The sequence below is a fragment of the Flagellimonas crocea genome, from assembly GCF_033441595.1.
Classification (GTDB): domain Bacteria; phylum Bacteroidota; class Bacteroidia; order Flavobacteriales; family Flavobacteriaceae; genus Flagellimonas; species Flagellimonas crocea.
This window is the reverse complement of the sequence record NZ_JAUZVX010000004.1, coordinates 121,374-139,043: the sequence shown is the minus strand read 5'-3', so window position 1 is coordinate 139,043 and position 17,670 is coordinate 121,374. Positions and strand designations below refer to the sequence as shown.

At 41.8% G+C, this 17,670-nt stretch carries 16 protein-coding genes and 1 pseudogene; 3 read left to right on the top strand and 14 right to left on the bottom strand.

Annotated elements, in window-relative coordinates:
• Nucleotides 1–41: 41 nt before the first annotated feature.
• Nucleotides 42–737, bottom strand: coding sequence for a peptide-methionine (S)-S-oxide reductase MsrA (gene msrA, locus SD449_RS13965; protein WP_318311417.1), 696 nt, complete (start codon nt 735–737; stop codon nt 42–44).
• A gap of 414 nt (nt 738–1,151) precedes the next feature.
• Here msrA and SD449_RS13960 point away from each other — a divergent pair, with 414 nt between their 5' ends.
• Complete coding sequence (locus SD449_RS13960; protein WP_318311416.1) at nt 1,152–1,388, top strand: hypothetical protein; 237 nt, start codon at nt 1,152–1,154, stop codon at nt 1,386–1,388.
• Between the two features lie 168 nt (nt 1,389–1,556).
• Here the strand turns inward: SD449_RS13960 and SD449_RS13955 are convergent, their stop codons facing one another.
• From SD449_RS13955 to SD449_RS13920, 8 genes are all read right to left on the bottom strand, one after another.
• Entirely contained in the window at nt 1,557–2,777 is a 1,221-nt protein-coding gene (locus SD449_RS13955; RefSeq protein WP_318311414.1) for a sensor histidine kinase, read from the bottom strand.
• A gap of 157 nt (nt 2,778–2,934) precedes the next feature.
• Complete coding sequence (gene secA / locus SD449_RS13950; RefSeq protein WP_318311412.1) at nt 2,935–6,297, bottom strand: preprotein translocase subunit SecA; 3,363 nt, start codon at nt 6,295–6,297, stop codon at nt 2,935–2,937.
• Between the two features lie 134 nt (nt 6,298–6,431).
• Nucleotides 6,432–6,656 carry a DUF2795 domain-containing protein gene (locus SD449_RS13945; RefSeq protein WP_013551418.1) on the bottom strand — a complete coding sequence of 75 codons (225 nt, stop codon included), beginning with the start codon at nt 6,654–6,656 and terminating at the stop codon, nt 6,432–6,434.
• A gap of 125 nt (nt 6,657–6,781) precedes the next feature.
• A complete protein-coding gene (locus SD449_RS13940; protein ID WP_318311396.1) occupies nt 6,782–7,339 on the bottom strand; it encodes a cob(I)yrinic acid a,c-diamide adenosyltransferase in 558 nt (185 codons plus the stop codon).
• A 50-nt stretch (nt 7,340–7,389) separates the two neighbouring features.
• Entirely contained in the window at nt 7,390–7,551 is a 162-nt protein-coding gene (locus SD449_RS13935) for a hypothetical protein (RefSeq protein WP_318311395.1), read from the bottom strand.
• Nucleotides 7,552–7,568: 17 nt separating this feature from the next.
• A complete protein-coding gene (locus SD449_RS13930; RefSeq protein WP_318311394.1) occupies nt 7,569–7,994 on the bottom strand; it encodes a hypothetical protein in 426 nt (141 codons plus the stop codon).
• A 78-nt stretch (nt 7,995–8,072) separates the two neighbouring features.
• Nucleotides 8,073–9,947 (bottom strand): ABC-F family ATP-binding cassette domain-containing protein, encoded by a 1,875-nt coding sequence (locus tag SD449_RS13925; protein ID WP_318311393.1) that lies wholly within the window; start codon nt 9,945–9,947, stop codon nt 8,073–8,075.
• 20 nt (nt 9,948–9,967) lie between these two features.
• Nucleotides 9,968–11,137, bottom strand: coding sequence for a lipoprotein N-acyltransferase Lnb domain-containing protein (locus tag SD449_RS13920; RefSeq protein WP_318311392.1), 1,170 nt, complete (start codon nt 11,135–11,137; stop codon nt 9,968–9,970).
• Nucleotides 11,138–11,238: 101 nt separating this feature from the next.
• Between SD449_RS13920 and SD449_RS13915 the strand changes: the two genes are divergently transcribed.
• Nucleotides 11,239–11,964 carry a CDP-alcohol phosphatidyltransferase family protein gene (locus tag SD449_RS13915; protein ID WP_318311390.1) on the top strand — a complete coding sequence of 242 codons (726 nt, stop codon included), beginning with the start codon at nt 11,239–11,241 and terminating at the stop codon, nt 11,962–11,964.
• 2 nt (nt 11,965–11,966) lie between these two features.
• On the opposite strand, the pseudogene SD449_RS13910 reads toward SD449_RS13915, so the two are convergent.
• Nucleotides 11,967–12,053, bottom strand: a pseudogene (locus SD449_RS13910) (LPS export ABC transporter ATP-binding protein); the annotation flags it as partial.
• Nucleotides 12,054–12,223: 170 nt separating this feature from the next.
• On the opposite strand from SD449_RS13910, the gene SD449_RS13905 reads away from it, so the two are divergent.
• The gene (locus SD449_RS13905) at nt 12,224–14,671 is read left to right on the top strand and encodes a hypothetical protein (RefSeq protein ID WP_318311389.1); all 2,448 of its coding nucleotides are present in this window, start codon (nt 12,224–12,226) and stop codon (nt 14,669–14,671) included.
• Here the strand turns inward: SD449_RS13905 and lptB are convergent.
• From lptB to SD449_RS13885, 4 genes are read right to left on the bottom strand one after another with little or no spacing between them, the layout of a single operon-like run.
• On the bottom strand, nt 14,668–15,408 hold the full coding sequence (lptB, locus tag SD449_RS13900) for an LPS export ABC transporter ATP-binding protein (RefSeq protein ID WP_318311388.1): 741 nt from the start codon (nt 15,406–15,408) through the stop codon (nt 14,668–14,670). The two genes, SD449_RS13905 and lptB, sit on opposite strands and share 4 nt — an antisense overlap.
• A gap of 57 nt (nt 15,409–15,465) precedes the next feature.
• Nucleotides 15,466–15,816: a carboxymuconolactone decarboxylase family protein gene (locus SD449_RS13895; protein WP_318311387.1), complete on the bottom strand. Its 351-nt coding sequence runs from the start codon at nt 15,814–15,816 to the stop codon at nt 15,466–15,468.
• A complete protein-coding gene (gene tatC, locus SD449_RS13890; RefSeq protein WP_318311385.1) occupies nt 15,806–16,660 on the bottom strand; it encodes a twin-arginine translocase subunit TatC in 855 nt (284 codons plus the stop codon). Before tatC ends, SD449_RS13895 begins: the two co-directional genes overlap by 11 nt.
• Nucleotides 16,660–17,625, bottom strand: a complete 966-nt coding sequence (locus SD449_RS13885) for a KpsF/GutQ family sugar-phosphate isomerase (protein ID WP_318311383.1) — start codon at nt 17,623–17,625, stop codon at nt 16,660–16,662. The genes tatC and SD449_RS13885 overlap by 1 nt, the downstream gene beginning before the upstream one ends.
• Between the last annotated feature and the right edge of the window lie 45 nt (nt 17,626–17,670).

Here is a 17,670-nt window from a genome sequence, read left to right as displayed (position 1 = left end):
TCGATATAACTCTTTAACGACCAGCACCTACCACCTCATTTTCAGTGAACATCTTCTTTTAGGTAGGACTTAAAGTTCTCTTTGAAACGATTCAACCTAGGAATCGAAACATTTCTGATATAACTGTTGTTCGGATTACGTTTTTCGTAGTCCTGATGATATGCTTCAGCTTTATAAAATTTTTCAAAAGGAGTCACCTCGGTAACTATAGCGCGGTCACCATATACATTTTCGGCCCTAAGTTTATCCATGTAATCCAAAATGATCTTTTTTTCCTTGTCGTTTTTATAAAAGGCAATGGAACGATATTGGGCACCGCGGTCGGGACCTTGCCGGTTTAGGGTCGTGGGGTCGTGGGAACCAAAAAATACTTGGACCAATTGGGTAAAGGATATCACATCGGGGTCATAGAATACCTCTACCGCTTCTGCATGGTTCGTTCTGCCATAGGAAACCTCTTCGTAGGTGGGGTTCTTTTCCGTACCTCCCGAGTATCCGGAATATACTTCTTTAACGCCTTTTACGCTTTCAAAAATGGCTTCCACGCACCAAAAGCATCCGCTGGCAAAATAAGCCGTCTCGTATTTTTGGAGTTGTTCCTCGCTCATTTTCGCCGCCATTTGGGTGTCCGATTCTTCTTTTTGGGCAACTTCCTGCTTATCAGATTTGTTTTTGGGTTGGCAACTTATGGATGCCATTAGGAGTAGAATTAAAAATGGAGTTCTCACGATTTTCATTTTAGTTTCTTGTTTAGTTGCAATAAGATACCAACAATTACTTGGATGGCCGTTAAAAAATGTTAATCCTCCGTTTTGGCATTACAATCCTCTTGGAACCCTAAAATTGATATTTGTCATTTTCGCTTACTTTTTCCTACATAAAACCACAATATTATAATCTTTTTCCTACAAATAAATAATTGGTGTTCAATCAGTTACATCATCATTATTTGGACTGTGATCGATGAAATGCACATGGCTTCGGTATGATGTTTTCAGGGTCAAAAACGCTCATCGAGGATAAAATGCACTTCACCCGAAAAAAATTTATTCACCGAAAGAAAAGGGTCATTGAGCGAGGGAAATCGATTTGACCTTGTTCGTGAAAGTAATTTTACATCGTAAAGTAATCAGAGTAAAACAATCAGAACAATGAAGACAATTTTCACCATTATCGCAGTAACTTTTTTCGGAACCATGGCTTTTGCCCAAAATGCTCCTAAAGAAACTAAAGTAGATACTCTTACTGTTGGTGTTGAGTTGAAAATCGAAATCAACCAGACTATTGGAAAGGATAGAAAAATGGTAAGATTGTACAAGTTTAAGAACTCCCGTGTAAAAAAGGAGCTTTCTTTCAAAACTAAGAACGACCGAGCTAAATTGGCTTAATCATGATGTTGGATGTGTTGATACCTTTTGTGTTGTCGCTAAGTATTGCTTTTGTTCTGGCAAGCATAGCGTTCTCCTTTAGAGAAAAAAAGTCTTAGAAGTTTAAGTTTATCTTGGAATATAGATGTGAAGTGACCGGTCCTTGGATCGGTCGTTTCTTTTTAGACCTTAATCAACCGAGTTGAACTGCTCAATCACTTCCTCGAACTCAATACAATAGTGGGTTCCCTTTTTGTCATAATCCCTGCTGATGGTACCACGGAGTTGTCTTGCCAGGTTATAAATCAACTTTAATCCCAGGGAATTGGTTGTTTTCGGGTTGATTTCTTCGGAATATCCAATACCATTGTCCCCCAAATACATTTTGTAACGGTTTCCATCTATTTTATGTACGGATACATGGATTTCTCCTTCCTGTCCCTCAACTATTCCATATTTAAGGGCGTTGGTGATCGTTTCATTGATGATGAGTCCCAAGGGAATAACGGTGTCTATGCTGAGCTTATATTCCTCGGATATCTCCAGATTGACCTTCACGTTGCGGTTACTGCCCCGTACGGAACGTATGAGGTAATCGCACAATTCCTTTACGTAGGGCTCAAGTTCAATTTTAGAAAGATAATCATCTCGTTTGTACAGCATTTCGTGCACCATGGCCATGGATACCACCCGGTTCTGACTGCTTTTGATGATATTACTGATCTTACTATCGTCTATGGCGCGCGATTGAAGGCTCAAGAGGCTCGAAACGGTCTGCAGGTTGTTCTTCACCCGGTGGTGCACTTCTTTTAGCAAGGTTTCCTTCTCTTCGATACGTTCTTGGATCTCGTTTCTGGATTTGTACAATCTGTGGTGCGCGCTCAAAAGGTTTTTGCCAAAAACACCTCCCAAAAGATACACGGCAAACATCGCGCTCAAATAAGCGAACCAACTACGGGCTTCCAAGGGTACCGTGTTTTCGGATATCTTAAAGTCGCCAATGTCGTAGAGGAACAAAATGGTAAGAACGGCCAAGTTTAGGATAAGGTATAGTTGTCCGAATACTTTGGTGGTCACATATCCTGCAAAAACGATAATGGCCAAAACAAAAACGAACGGACTTGCTATTCCCCCGCTGTACATGGTTATAACGATGGCACCCAACATGGAGAGTATGGATGTCAGGTTATAGGTGAGTACAAGTCTTTGATGTTGTTTGTATAGAAGTGTGTTGAATAAATTGATGATGGAATAGATCCAGAATGTATATGGTATAATTCCATCTATATCCAAAAAGAAATAACATACCAATCCAAAAATGGCAGCAAAGAAGGATGAATTGTAATTAACCTTTAGTATCAAATCAATCTTATCTTGTATCCTATATGTATCCTTACCAGGAATTTTCATATGCTGCGCGTGAATGTTCCCCTAGCACCTAAAGTTGAGTATGGTGTGCTAGAGTGACTTAATGGGGTGTTTTCGGGTGTAAATCTAGTTATGTTTTTGATATAAAAAAAGTGGCAGGTTTAAGAACTGCCACTTTGTAAGTTTTGCCGAGGTTGTCCTACTCGTTTACGAGTACCCATTCCCCTTTATCTATCAAGGGTTCAGCTTGTTTGTATTTGACCGTTTTGCTTTCGCCCGACATTATATTTTTAATGGTTACCTTTTCGTTTCGGCCGATTTTTGGCTTCTCCCGAACAATGGTTTCCGTTACTTGGGGCCGTTGGCCCTGCGTTTGTCCGGCAGCTCGGTTCTGTGCCGCAAGTTCGTCGCTGTTCGGAATTTCTTCTTTTGAAGTTTGAATGTTTTCCTTGGGTCTTCGAACGTTTCTGGCCTCTTGGATCTGAGCGGTATTCTCGGAAGGCAACTCCCCTTTGAAAAGGAAGGATATGACTTCTCTGTTCACCTTGTCGATCATTTGTTTGAAAAGCTCAAAGGCTTCAAACTTATAGATCAAAAGAGGGTCTTTTTGTTCGTGGACGGCCAATTGCACGGACTGTTTCAATTCGTCCATTTTACGCAAGTGGGTCTTCCAGGAATCATCTATAATGGCCAGGGTGATATTTTTCTCAAAATCAGTGATCAATTGCTTGCCATCTGTATTGTAGGCCTTCTCCAAGTTGGTCACGACGTTCAAGGACTTGATGCCGTCCGTAAATGGAACTACAATGCGCTCAAACTTGTTGGACTGATCTTCATATACCTTTTTTATGACCTGAAAAGCAACAGAGGCACTGCGCTCCATTTTTTGTTTATAGAAATCATAGGATTCCTTATAAACGGTATTGGCAATTTCCTGAAAGCTCATTTTCTTGAAATCATCTTCGCTAATAGGAGACGTTATCGAGAAATATTTAATGAGCTCGAACTCAAAGTTTTTGTAATCATCCGCCATTTTGTTGGACTCTGCAATGGCCTCACAGGTATCATAGATCATGTTGGCAATGTCCACCTTTAGGCGTTCGCCTTCCAGGGCATGCCTCCTTCTTTTATAGATAACCTCCCGTTGGGCGTTCATTACATCATCATATTCCAACAATCGCTTACGGATACCAAAGTTGTTCTCTTCCACTTTTTTCTGGGCACGTTCTATGGATTTGGTCATCATGGAATGTTGGATCACTTCACCATCTTCCAAGCCCATGCGGTCCATCATTTTGGCCACACGGTCCGATCCGAACAAACGCATCAGGTTGTCTTCCAAAGAAACGTAGAACTGTGAGCTACCCGGATCTCCTTGACGCCCGGAACGACCTCTCAACTGTCTGTCGACACGTCTTGAATCGTGGCGTTCGGTACCAATAATCGCCAAACCACCTGCTTCTTTTACTTCTGGGGACAGTTTAATATCCGTACCCCTACCTGCCATGTTTGTCGCAATGGTCACCACGCCACCTTTACCGGCTTCGGCAACGATTTCTGCTTCCTTTTTATGCAGTTTTGCGTTCAGTACATTGTGCGGAACCTTTCGAACGCTTAGTAATTTGGATAGCAATTCCGAAATTTCTACCGATGTGGTACCGATCAGTACTGGTCTTCCTGCTTGGGACAGCTTGGTTACCTCATCAATGATGGCATTGTATTTTTCGCGTTTGGTCTTATAGATCAAATCGTGTCTATCGTCACGCGCAATGGGCCTATTGGTCGGAATTTCCATTACATCCAACTCATATATTTCCCAGAACTCGCCTGCTTCCGTAACCGCTGTACCTGTCATACCGGCCAGCTTGCTGTACATCCTAAAGTAATTTTGGAGTGTAACCGTCGCAAAGGTTTGTGTCATGGCCTCGATTTTCACGTTCTCCTTGGCCTCAATGGCTTGGTGGAGTCCGTCCGAGTACCTACGACCGTCCATAATACGACCGGTTTGCTCGTCCACGATCATTACTTTGTTGTTCATCACCACATACTCCACATCTTTTTCAAAGAGGGTATAGGCCTTCAACAACTGGGTCATGGTGTGTATACGTTCGCTTTTTATCGCAAACTCCTTAAATAGTTCTTCTTTGAGCTCGGCTTCTTTCTCGATTTCCAGATTTTGGTTTTCGATCTTGGCAATTTCACTGCCAATGTCCGGCATCACAAAAAATTCCTTGTCCTGATCGGTGGAAATGTATTCTACACCTTTGTCCGTCAGTTCAATTTGATTGTTCTTTTCATCGATAACGAACAATAGGTCCTCGTCCACTTTGGGCATTTCCCTATTGTTGTCCTGCATGTAGAAGTTTTCGGTTTTCTGGAGCAATTGCTTCACGCCTTCCTCACTCAAAAACTTGATAAGTGCTTTGTTCTTTGGAAGTCCACGATGTACGCGGAGCAAAAGGAAGCCACCTTCTTTGGTATTTCCTTCCTTTATGAGTTTTTTGGCCTCGGCCAAGACCCCTGTCAGGTGCTGACGTTGTTGTTGAACAATATTGGACACCTGTGGTTTTAGTTCGTTGAACTCGTGGCGGTCACCTTCGGGTACAGGACCGGATATGATCAATGGGGTACGAGCGTCATCAATCAAAACGGAATCCACCTCATCCACAATGGCATAGTGGTGTGGACGTTGTACCAAATCATCTGGAGTATGCGCCATGTTATCGCGGAGGTAGTCAAAACCAAATTCGTTGTTGGTTCCGTAAGTGATATCGGCATTGTAGGCAGCCCTTCTTCCATCAGAATTGGGGCGGTGCTTATCGATACAGTCCACGGAAAGACCATGAAATTCAAATAGCGGTGCCATCCAAGCGCTGTCCCTTTTGGCCAGATAATCGTTAACGGTCACCAAATGCGCACCTTTTCCCACCAAAGCATTAAGGTAGAGCGGGAGGGTGGCCACCAATGTTTTACCTTCACCGGTCTGCATTTCCGCTATCTTTCCTTGATGTAGGGCTATACCACCGATCAACTGCACATCATAATGTACCATGTCCCAGGTAACTTCCTTGCCTGCGGCATCCCAAGAGTTTTGCCAAACAGCCTTGTCACCTTCCAATGAAACATAATCCTTGTCGCCGGATAGTATTCTATCGAATTCGCTCGCGGTAACCGTAAGGGTCTCGTTGGCGGCAAATCGTTTTGCGGTTTCCTTGACCACTGCGAATGCCTCGGGGAGTATATCGTTCAGGGTTTTTTCCGAAATTTTATAGGCCTCTTCATTGAGTTTGTCGATTTCGGAATAGATTTCTTCGTTGCGGTCAATGTCGTTGGAGTTTTCGACCTCTGCCTGCAACTCGGCTATTTTATCGTTGATTTCCTTGCAGTCCCCAGCAATTTTTGCTTTGAAGGCCGCGGTTTTAGCTCTAAGTTCGTCGTGAGACAATCCTTCCAGTTCTTTCTCAAAGGATTTTATCTCATTTACCAAAGGTTGCAATGATTTTACATCCTTCTCCGATTTATCTCCTACAAATACCTTTAGTACGGAATTAATAAAACTCATGAAATATTTTTTCTTTTGATTGTCAAAAGCTGTTCCATTGATGGGATTACGATGGAATTCTTTAGCTAGGCTGTCAAAATTACATAAAAAAAAGCCTCAAATGAGACTTTTTAACGTGGTTTGTTTTTTCGATTCTAATATTCATCCTCGTTCCAGAGGTAATCCTCTTCTGTGGGATAATCCGGCCAAATTTCTTCAATTGACTCGTATATCTCGCCTCCTTCTTCTTCCATGGATTGTAAATTTTCTACAACTTCCAATGGCGCTCCTGTTCGAATGGCGTAATCTATCAGTTCGTCTTTGGTTGCTGGCCAAGGCGCATCACTTAAATATGAAGCTAGTTCTAACGTCCAGTACATAGTAACGGTTTGATTATAAATTTTTTGCAAAAATAATTTTTAAACTCAATTTGCCAAGTAAAAACTCTATTATTTAAAAATTATTTTATTGTTCACAAAACATTTGGGTTAAAAAAGCGATTTTCTCAGTCCAGTTTCTCGGGAACCCACTTTATCTCATCACCATTTAGGTCTTTTGACAACTTGCGGGCCAAAACAAAGAGATAGTCCGATAGCCGGTTAATATAGGAGAGCACATTGTCGGGCACCGGTTCATTTTCGTGCAGATATGATATCATGCGCTCGCCTCTGCGACAAACGGTTCTTGCTATATGACAGTATGACACGGTCGTGTGACCCCCCGGAAGAATAAAATGTGTCATTTCTGGAAGATTTTCGTTCATTTTATCCATTTCCTGTTCCAAGAGTTCAATATCGGCCGTACTTATTCGTGGAATCTTAAGTCTTTTGTCCTTTTGTGGCTCAGTGGCCAAAATGGAACCCACGGTAAACAATTTTTCTTGGATCAAAGTCAGTATTTTTTTTGAATGCCCATCAATCTCTTGGTCCCGCAAAAGCCCTAAATGGGAATTGAGTTCATCTATGGTGCCGTAACTCTCAATACGTGCGTGGTGCTTGGGTACGCGGGTGCCGGTAAATAACGATGTGGTGCCTTTGTCCCCAGTTTTGGTGTATATCTTCATTTTCTTTCAGTAGTCAGTAGTTGCCAACTATAATTACATGGCCTATTTGTTCATTGCTCTTTGTGCTTATCGTGCTGTCGTTTTCCTTCCATGAACCTTCGGGATTTTCTGCGTTTGATCCCTTTTTTGTTCCTGAACAGAATAATCAAATAAATAAGTCCCAAAACGGCCAATACATACCAAATGGTGTTATCTGATGCTATATTTTCCATAACCTAAAATTACCGTTTTAAATTCGAATGGTAAAATGTTCCTTGACTTGCTCTCTTCTGATGGAAATAAGTCCGCAATGATACATATCGATGCTTACCGTTATTTCTGGCAGGGTGATCAAACGGGCCCATTGCTCCCAATGTTGCTTGTTTTCGTGGATGGAATCCACCAGAACAATGCTATCGTTATGCAATTTTCCTTTGGAACATATTTTTTGAAAAGTGGGAACATCTATTTCATCCACAAAAAGAAGGTCCAAAGAGTTTTCGTCAAATTGAACATTGGGAAAGGTCTGCCTTACCAATTCTTCTATCTTAGGGTTATTTTTGATGCTGATCTTTTCAAAGCTGAAATAATCAATCGTCTTGAGCAATACATTGGTGCTTTTGTTCTGGTGAAGCTTTTTCTTGGAATAGAGGCATAGCGTCACATAGTTGAACACAAAAGGAGAGTGTACCCCATGTTGGTTGGTGGATCTACTTAAAAACTTTAGATGTGAAATGAATCGGAACCACATGCGCTATCCCTCTAAAATGGAAGAAAGCTCGAACCAGCGTTCCGTTTTCTTCTCAATGGCATCGGTTACTTCTTTGAGTTCGATGGAAAGGTTGGCGATTTCCTCTCCGTCCAGTTTAGGGTCCGTAAACTTGTTCTGGAGCTTTGTTTTCTTCTCTTCCAGCTTTTGAATATCCTTTTCCAATTGTTTGTATTCCTTTTGCTCCGAATAGGACAATTTGCCCCCGCTGGTATCCCTCCAAGTATTATCCGTTTTTTCGACGGGCGCATTGGTTTTGTTCTCCCGCTCCTCGATTACTTTACTGCTTTCGTAAACTCTGTAGTCCGAATAATTACCGGGGAAATCCTCGATTACGCCCTCTCCTCTAAAAACGAACAAATGATCCACGATTTTGTCCATAAAATAACGGTCGTGCGAGACTACGATCAAGCAGCCGGGAAAATCCAGCAAAAAGCTTTCCAGTACGTTCAGGGTAACAATGTCCAAGTCGTTTGTGGGCTCATCCAGAATCAAGAAGTTCGGGTTTTGGATCAATACGGTGCACAAATAGAGACGTTTCCGTTCCCCACCACTTAGTTTTTCTACAAAGTCATATTGTTTTTTACGGTCAAATAGGAAACGCTCCAATAATTGCTGTGCGGATATTTGGCGTCCTTTCTTCAAAGGAATAAAATCACCAAATTCCCGAATGACATCGATTACTTTTTGTCCTTCTTTGACATGGATTCCTTTTTGTGTATAGTACCCGAACTTTACGGTATCACCGACCACTACTTTACCGCCCTCGACACTCTCTTGTTGGGTTATGATGTTCAAAAAGGTGGATTTTCCCGTACCGTTTTTACCGATAATGCCAACACGTTCACCTTTAGTGAAGTTGTAGTCAAATTTGTTCAGGATGGTCTTATCGCCATAGGATTTGGAGATATTGTGAAGCTCCAAGATCTTGCTTCCCATCCGTTCCATGTTCAGCTCTAATTGTACCTCGTGCTCTTGGCGCCTTTGATGGGCCCGCTGTTTGATTTCGGCAAAATCATCAATCCGTGATTTGGATTTTGTGGTACGGGCCTTGGGCTGTCTGCGCATCCAGTCCAATTCTTTTTTGTACAGCATTTTGGTCTTTTGCTGCTCCACGGCCTCACGTTCCATCCGGGCCTCCTTTTCACTCAGGTAATAGGAGTAATTGCCCTTGTAGGTATAAAGTTGGTTGTTGTCCAGTTCCAATATCTCATTACAAACCCTATCCAAAAAATAGCGGTCGTGCGTAACCATAAACAGGGTGATGCTTTCCTTGGCGAAGTATGCTTCCAACCATTCGATCATTTCAAGGTCCAGGTGGTTGGTAGGCTCATCCAAGATCATCAGGTCTGGTTTGTTGAGGAGGGCGTTGGCCAGGGCCAATCGCTTTTTTTGTCCGCCAGAAAGGGTGCTCACTTTGGCATCGAGCTTGGAAAGCTGCAATTGAAAGAGGATTTGTTTGTACTGTGTTTCAAAATCCCAGGCATTGAGGCGCTCCATGGCCTCAAAGGCTTTTTGGTATTGTCCCTGATCATCGGGGTTTTCCACGGCCTTCTCGTAGGATGCAATGACCCGCAGAATCTCATTGTCCGTTGCAAAGATGGTTTCCTCAATGGTCAAATTAGGGTTCAGGTCGGGTTCTTGTTCCAAAAATGATATTTTGATGCCTTTCCTAGTGGTTACCTGTCCCGTTTCCGAAGTATCCTTTCCGGACATTATATTGAGGATGGATGTTTTTCCGCTACCATTTTTGGCAATGAGTGCAATCTTTTGGTCCTTGTTGATTCCGAAGGAAATATCGGAGAAGAGCACCAGCTCCCCATACGATTTTGATATGTTTTCGACCGTTAGTAGATTCATGATATTTTTTGTGGACTACCTTATAATTTTGAATACTTGATCAAGTACAGGTAACGGGTAGCCAAGGCCAAAAGTAGTGGAATCAATACAGGGGAAAAAATCTGCACCTTAAATATCCACAACAATAGCATGATGCCCATAAGCGCTAGGGCGGCCCACAGATATTTTGGTGCCCAATTCGGTAATTTGTCCGGAAACGCCAGAACAAATGCAATAAAAAGGTTGGCCGGAAAGGCCCATAATATGTTATAGTTGTATGGTGTGGAGGTGTGGTCGGTGGCCACCCAAAGAAAAAATAACAAAGTGCCCACCAATCCAGAAATGAACAAAAGGGAGAAATCCAACCAGCGACTCCGCGCTTTATGTTTATGGTCAAAATAAGTTATTGTGACCGTGAATGCCAAGATCAACAAAAACCAAAACAAGGGCGAAAGTGGAAAAAAGCTTTGTTGTATATGTTCGTTATAATCCAGGATGGTACGTTCCCGTTTTACCAAGGGTTTTCCGTTCAAGGTGGTGTGCCGTAGCTGTTCCATGGCATAATAAGGTAAAAACATATGTTCCCTTACCGTGGCCTTTCTATCCACTGGGGAGCCAAAAGCCAAGTCGATACCGAACATGGCCCAAGTGTTTACATCCATAAACTGGCGCACCAATTGGCGGAATGTATATCGCTTTTCCAAATAGGAGTCGTCAAATACAATAGCGTCCCCAAACTGTTCTTTTAGAATGTCCCCGGTAATGCTCGAGCAGTTGTTCAATAGCGGGTCGTACAGATAATCCCTGTTTTCCGGTAGATAATTTTCCTCAAAAAAGGCGAGCAGCTGATTGCGCTGGTCCAGGTTTAGGTCAAGAATTTGTTCCTTTACCCATCTTTTTTCCAATTCGTATTCGTAGAGAAAGGCTTCAAACCTTCTTCTCGAAAGGGAATAGATCATTCTGCCCTTGGTAAAGTTCAGGTAGAAATTGGGTTGGTCAAAATCAAAAGTACCATAATTGTAGACCACATCGATTCCCAGTGCGGGATCGTGGACCCGGAAAGCACTGTGCCCAAAGGCATAGTAAAGTTCATCACCGGCCGCACAGGTAAGCAAGCTTATTTTGGAACTTTCCGTGAGTTGCGGTGCTTGGGAAAAAAGAGATTTCCCTATGATCAGGAAAAAAAATAAAAAATGGAATTTCCGTATCATTCTGATTTTTATGGTAACAAATATCAGAATAAAAACGGCACGTAGGGCGAAGGGTGGCCCACAGTTTAATTTTTCCTTTATTTTTACCGAAATCTTATTTCATGAAGTCCTATATTCCCAATTTTCTAACATTGCTCAATGTATTTAGCGGATGTGTTGCCACGGTGTTCGCGGTGCTCAACCATTTGGAGTGGGCGGCACTCTTTGTGTTCATAGGGATTTTCTTTGATTTTTTTGATGGTCTGGCTGCCCGCGTTCTAAATGTGCAGAGCGAAATCGGGGTGCAGTTGGATTCACTGGCCGATGTGATCACCAGTGGTCTGGTGCCGGGCGTGGTCATGTTCCAGTTATTGAGCATGGCCGAGCGTGGGGGATGGAACCTCGGTTTTATTGGTCATGATACGGAGATTACCCTAATGCCATTTATCGGTTTTGCGATAACCTTGGCCTCGGCATATCGTTTGGCCAAATTTAACGTGGACGAGAACCAAGTCTCTTCTTTTGTGGGGCTGCCAACTCCGGCAAACGCATTGTTGATTCTTTCGTTGCCCATGATTCTATTGTACCACAACAATGAAATGTTGAACAACATTATCCTTAACCCGTGGTTTTTAATGATTTTGACCATCGTGAGCTCGTATTTGCTGAACTCGCCCATAAAACTTTTTGCTTTAAAGTTTAAGAATTGGAGTTTCAAGGATAACGGGATTCGCTATTTGTTTATCATTGGGAGTCTGGTATTGCTCCTGACCTTACGCTTTTTGGCAATCCCATTAATCATATTGTTTTATGTATTGGCTTCTATGCTGATGCCTACGGAAAAGTAGATTTAAAAATCAAGCTTCTTTTTACGAAGCTCAAAGTTTTGGCCCAAGTACACTTTTCTCACCATTTCGTCCATGGCAAGTTCTTCTTCGAGGTTACTGCTAAGTAAATCTTGACGAATCTGCATTGTTGTCGCGTATTTATAAAAGTTTTAATGGGCTCTGTTGTCCAGCTAGTAAAAAAGAACAATTTTTTAATTGTATCTTTAAAGAACCAGATAGGTTGTAAGATTTTTTCTAAATGATAAAGTGATTTTTCACCATGTTAAAACACAAACTATTATTAGTTGCTTTTTTATTATTGATGACTTTTGGTTTCCTACATGCGCAGAACAAGATAGAAGAGAAATACCGTAACTATTTTAATGAATCCAGGGAAAATGTGTATCTGCATCTAAGCAAGGATATCTTCTTGGCAGAGGAAGAGGTCTGGTTTAAGGGTTACCTGTATGACCAAAAAAATAGACGACCATCTAGTATTTCCAAAACAATTAATGTAGGCATATATGATAGTTTAGGTGTCTTAAAAAAGGAACAACTCCATTACGTGAACGAAGGTTATTTTAAAGGCAGTGTCAAAATAGATTCAACTTTTGCACATGGACGTTATTTTTTGAAAGCCAAAACGAACTGGATGAGAAATTTTAATGAAGGGTACTCATTTTTAAAGGAATTTTTGGTTCTTAAATCCGATTTTAACTCCAAGGAGCCCTCTCAGAATTTAAAAGATGTTGATTTTCAATGTCTACCAGAAGGAGGAAATCTTGTGGCAGGTATAAAAAACGTGGTCGGAGTTAAAATCCTATATAGGGATAATACACCCTTACAACTGGACAATATTAAAATTGTGGACGAACAGGGCAATCAACTAGTCTCAGCGCAAACCAACAGTTTGGGACTGGGTAAATTTGAAATCAGCCCGGAACCCGAAACCAGTTATTTCGCCAAAGTAAAAATAGCTTCAGGAGAGGAACTGAGTATTAAATTGCCTAAAGTTTATCCCAAGGGAATTAACTTGAACGTGTCCGACAATCCTTATAGAAAGGAAGTTTTGGTGCAAATACAAGCCAATGATTTGGTCTTGGAGGATGGCGGGGATATCAAGTTAAACTTGGTTTTACATAAGGATGGGGAAATAATATCTGAACCAGTCCTGTTATCAAAAAACGATAAAACCTATACTATCTCTTTTGATAAGACCAAATTGATGCCGGGCGTAAACACCTTGACTTTATTGGACGAAGAAAATAATCCCATTGAAGAGAGACAATTTTTTGTTTGGAAGGGGATTGGAGAAAATGAAATTGAAGCCTACGTAGAATTACCAGCACAAACGAATGACTCATTAGATATAGTTTTAAATTCTGAAGTTGCCCACCCAATAGGGCTTAGTGTAGCCGTTTTACCAAATAATACAATGGTATATCGTGGCAACAATAATATTTATGAAAAATTTTATCTAAGACCGTACATAAAAGGTTTTATTCACAATGTTGACCACTATTTTATGAATACAGATAATAGGAAGAGATTCGAAATGGATTTACTCCTTTTAACTCAGGGTTGGAGTAGGTACAATTGGCACGATATAGTAAATGGAAAACCTAAGATAGTATATGAACCAGTTGATGGGTTGAACCTCCATGGTTTTTTGAATGAAGAACTAAAAAGAGAGAGTATTTTGGTTCATAAATCGATTGAGCACGAACCAACTGAAATAAAACTGTCTGCCAACCAAAATAAATTTTTGATCACCAACTTTTACCCCGTAAATGGGGAAAGTATTTTCTTTTCCAAAAAAGATAGTAGGGGAAAATTATCAAAGTTGAATATGTATGCCCGTTTGTCCAACAACTATTTTTTGAATGACAATATTGATGTTTCTGATGGTGAAAAATTCTCTCTGGTTAAAAGGGGCAACAGAATTATAAGTGTTGGGAAAGATGATTTTGAATTACCCGAATTGAATTCAGAAGAGAAACTTATTGCATTGGATAATGTTACCGTCACCGAGCAAAGTAAAATGGAAAAAAGCGCCCGAGAGAACCTTCGGGTTCCCAGATATTTGGCAAATAAAATTACCGTTGTTGATAAAGAATTGGCCTTAACGTTTAATACTGTTGCAGATTTGTTGCGTTCAAAGGGTTATGAGGTATTGGAGGAACTACAGGCCTACGATGGGGGCAGTAACGAATTCATCAGTAGGGTCAAAATAAGATCACGCCGTAATCCATCCTTTGGAGTTAACATAGTTTTGGATGATGTTTTGCAGCCGAATTTGGATGTCCTTTATAATATGCCCCTGACCCAGGTAGAAAGCTTTTATATAGATCGGTTGTCTAGATATATGGGGGCAAGATCCGCTTTAAATGAAACGATTTATATTTATACAAGACGTGGAAAGGAGCTAAATCTCACCCCGGGCCAAGACTTTATTTCCAGAAAATCTTTTGCATTTAGAGTGGATAAGGGGTTCGAGAAACAGAAGGAATTTTATAATCCACAGTTCACTTCCTTTACGGACTCAGCTTTTGAGAATTTCGGTTTGATTCATTGGGAACCGATGATTTGGATAGATGCGAAAAACAACTATAGTTTTAAAATTCCCAACTACGGGTATGATAAGTTAAAGGTTGTTATAGAGGGAATGGGAGAGAACGGTAATGTGTTCTCAGAGATTAAAATATTGGATACCGTAACGCCCAACTAAAAATCAAGCTTCTTTTTACGAAGCTCAAAGTTTTGCCCCAAGTACACTTTTCTCACCATTTCGTCCATGGCAAGTTCTTCGGGAACACCTGCTTTTAAGATACCGCCTTCGAACATAAGATATGATCGCTCGGTGATGGCCAGGGTTTCTTGAACATTGTGGTCGGTAATCAAAATACCGATGTTTTTGTTCTTCAATTGGGCCACAATGCGCTGAATGTCCTCAACAGCTACCGGGTCGACTCCTGCAAAAGGCTCGTCCAACAAAATAAATTTGGGGTCTGTGGCAAGGGCGCGTGCAATCTCGGTACGTCGGCGTTCACCACCGGAGAGCAGGTCACCACGGTTTTTGCGGATATGTCCCAGACCGAACTCATCGATCAAGGACTCCATCTTCATGTGCTGTTCTTTTTTGCTCAATTTTGTAAGCTGTAGCACGCTCAGGATGTTTTTTTCAATGCTCAATTTTCGGAAAACAGATGCTTCCTGCGCTAAATAACCGATTCCGTGCTGCGCCCTCTTGTACATGGGAAAGCTGGTAATATCGGTTCCATCCAAGTAAATGTTGCCGCCATTGGGCTTTATCAGACCAACGATCATGTAAAACGAAGTTGTTTTTCCAGCTCCATTGGGGCCTAAAAGACCCACGATTTCACCTTGGTTCACCTCAAGGGAAATCCCTTTTACAACTTTTCGGCCACGGTAGGCCTTCATTATATTTTCTGCGCGTAGCTTCATAGGAATTTGCCAAAACTAAACATATTCTCGGTCTGGCGTATGGTCTTTTGGATTTTTTTAAGCTTCGCTTTGTTCCAAGTCCTCCCAATATTCGAAGGCGCGTCGCAAGTGTGGGATTACAATGGTCCCGCCCACTAAAGTGGCTATCCCCAGGGTTTCCATAACCTCCTCTTTGTTGGCGCCTGCTTCTTTGGAACTTTCCAAGTGGTACTTTACACAATCGTCGCAACGGAGAACTGCGGAGGCCACCAGCCCCAAAAGTTCCTTGGTCTTTACATCCAGTGCTCCTGGCATGTAGGCGTTGGTATCCAGATTAAATATGCGCTTGATCAGCTTATTGTTCTCGGCAAGGAGCTTCTCGTTCATCTTGGAACGATAGGCATTGAACTCTTCTACTTTATTTGGCATTGTTTTTTGCTTTCTCTTTTTTCGCTTCTTTTTTTGCTTCCTTCTTGACTACCATTCTGGAAATGAAGATACTTACTTGGTACAGTACAAGCACGGGTATGCACACTATAATTTGACTGGTTACATCCGGAGGTGTGATTATGGCGGATAGTATCAAAATGATCACCAAGGCTATCTTTCTGTATTTTTTCAAGATTTCGGGAGTTACCAACCCTACTTTGGTCAAAAAGAAAATAACGATGGGCAATTCAAACATGATTCCACAGGCGATTACCGAAGCCCTGACCGTTCCGATGTACGAGGCTAGGTCGATTTCGTTCAACACTTCCTTACTTACTTGGTAGGATCCCAAAAAGTTAATGGATAATGGGGCAACGATGTAATATCCGAACAGGACACCAAGGAAGAACAAGCCTGAAGCCGTAATGATAAATCCTCTGGAATGCTTTCTTTCGTTTTCGTAAAGTCCTGGACTTATGAATTTCCATAGTTCCCACAAAATATAGGGGAATCCAAGGATTACCCCTGCCCAGATAGATGTCCAAATGTGCGCAGAAAACTGCCCTGCCATCAATCTACTCTGAATGGTAAATGGAATAGTGTCTCCGCAGAATTCGGAATCTACTCCGAAGAATTTCCCAATATTGCAAAAGAACTGATAGGTCGGGAAGTCCATGTTCTTGGGACCGAACAATATCGTGTCAAAAATAAAGCCCCTGAATACAAAGGCAAAACAGGCAATGATCACAACTGCCAAGGTGGAGCGCACCAAATGCCAACGTAACTCTTCCAAATGGTCCAAGAAGGACATTTCATCTGGATTTTTTCTTTCTCTTTTAGCCATTACAGGATTCCCTCGTTTATAAGGTTATGGATATGGATTACCCCTGCATAGGTATCGCCATCAAAGGCCAACAACTGGGATATGCTCTTTTCCTGCAACAATTTTAACGCTTTTATGGCCAAAGTGTCCACATCTACTGTTTTGGGATTGGAGGTCATAATATCCTTTGCGGTAAGTCCACTTATGTTATCAAATTTGCTCAACATTCTTCGGATGTCTCCATCGGTTACGATGCCAACAACTTTGCCTTGATCTAGCACCGCGGTAACACCCAGCATTTTTTTGGATATTTCCACAATGACATCTTTGACCGTGGAGTTGACATCCACTTGTGGTTTTTGATTGTTCACCACAATGTCCGCTACCCGCAAATATAGTTTCTTTCCCAATGCGCCGCCCGGATGGTATTTGGCAAAATCCGAACTGCTGAAACCTTTGAGTTCCAATAGGCAGATGGCCAGTGCATCCCCCAATGCCATTTGTGCGGAGGTGCTAGTGGTCGGTGCCAAATTGTTGGGGCAGGCCTCTTTTTCCACATAGGTGTTGAGGACAAAATCTGCTTGCTTGGCCAATATGGAGTCCATGTTTCCAGTGATCCCGATAAGCTTGTGATTGCCAATTTTAATCAAAGGAAGCAAAGCTTTGATCTCTGGGGTGTTCCCGCTCTGCGATAAACAGATGACCACGTCGTTTCGTTGAATGGTGCCCAAATCACCATGAATGGCATCTGCGGCATGCATAAAAATGGCGGGGGTCCCTGTGGAGTTTAGAGTGGCCACAATTTTGGAGGCGACAATGGCACTTTTGCCCACTCCGGATACAATGACCCTCCCTTCCGATTCCAAGATATGTTGCACGGCATGGGCAAACTGATCGTCCAAGAGGTTTATCAAATTGGCCACGGCCTTACTTTCGATTTCTAGGGTTCGCTCTGCGATGGATAAAATTGACTTAATGTTGCTCAAAGTAATAAACCGATTTACTGATTGTATTCCTAAAAGAATGTCTTA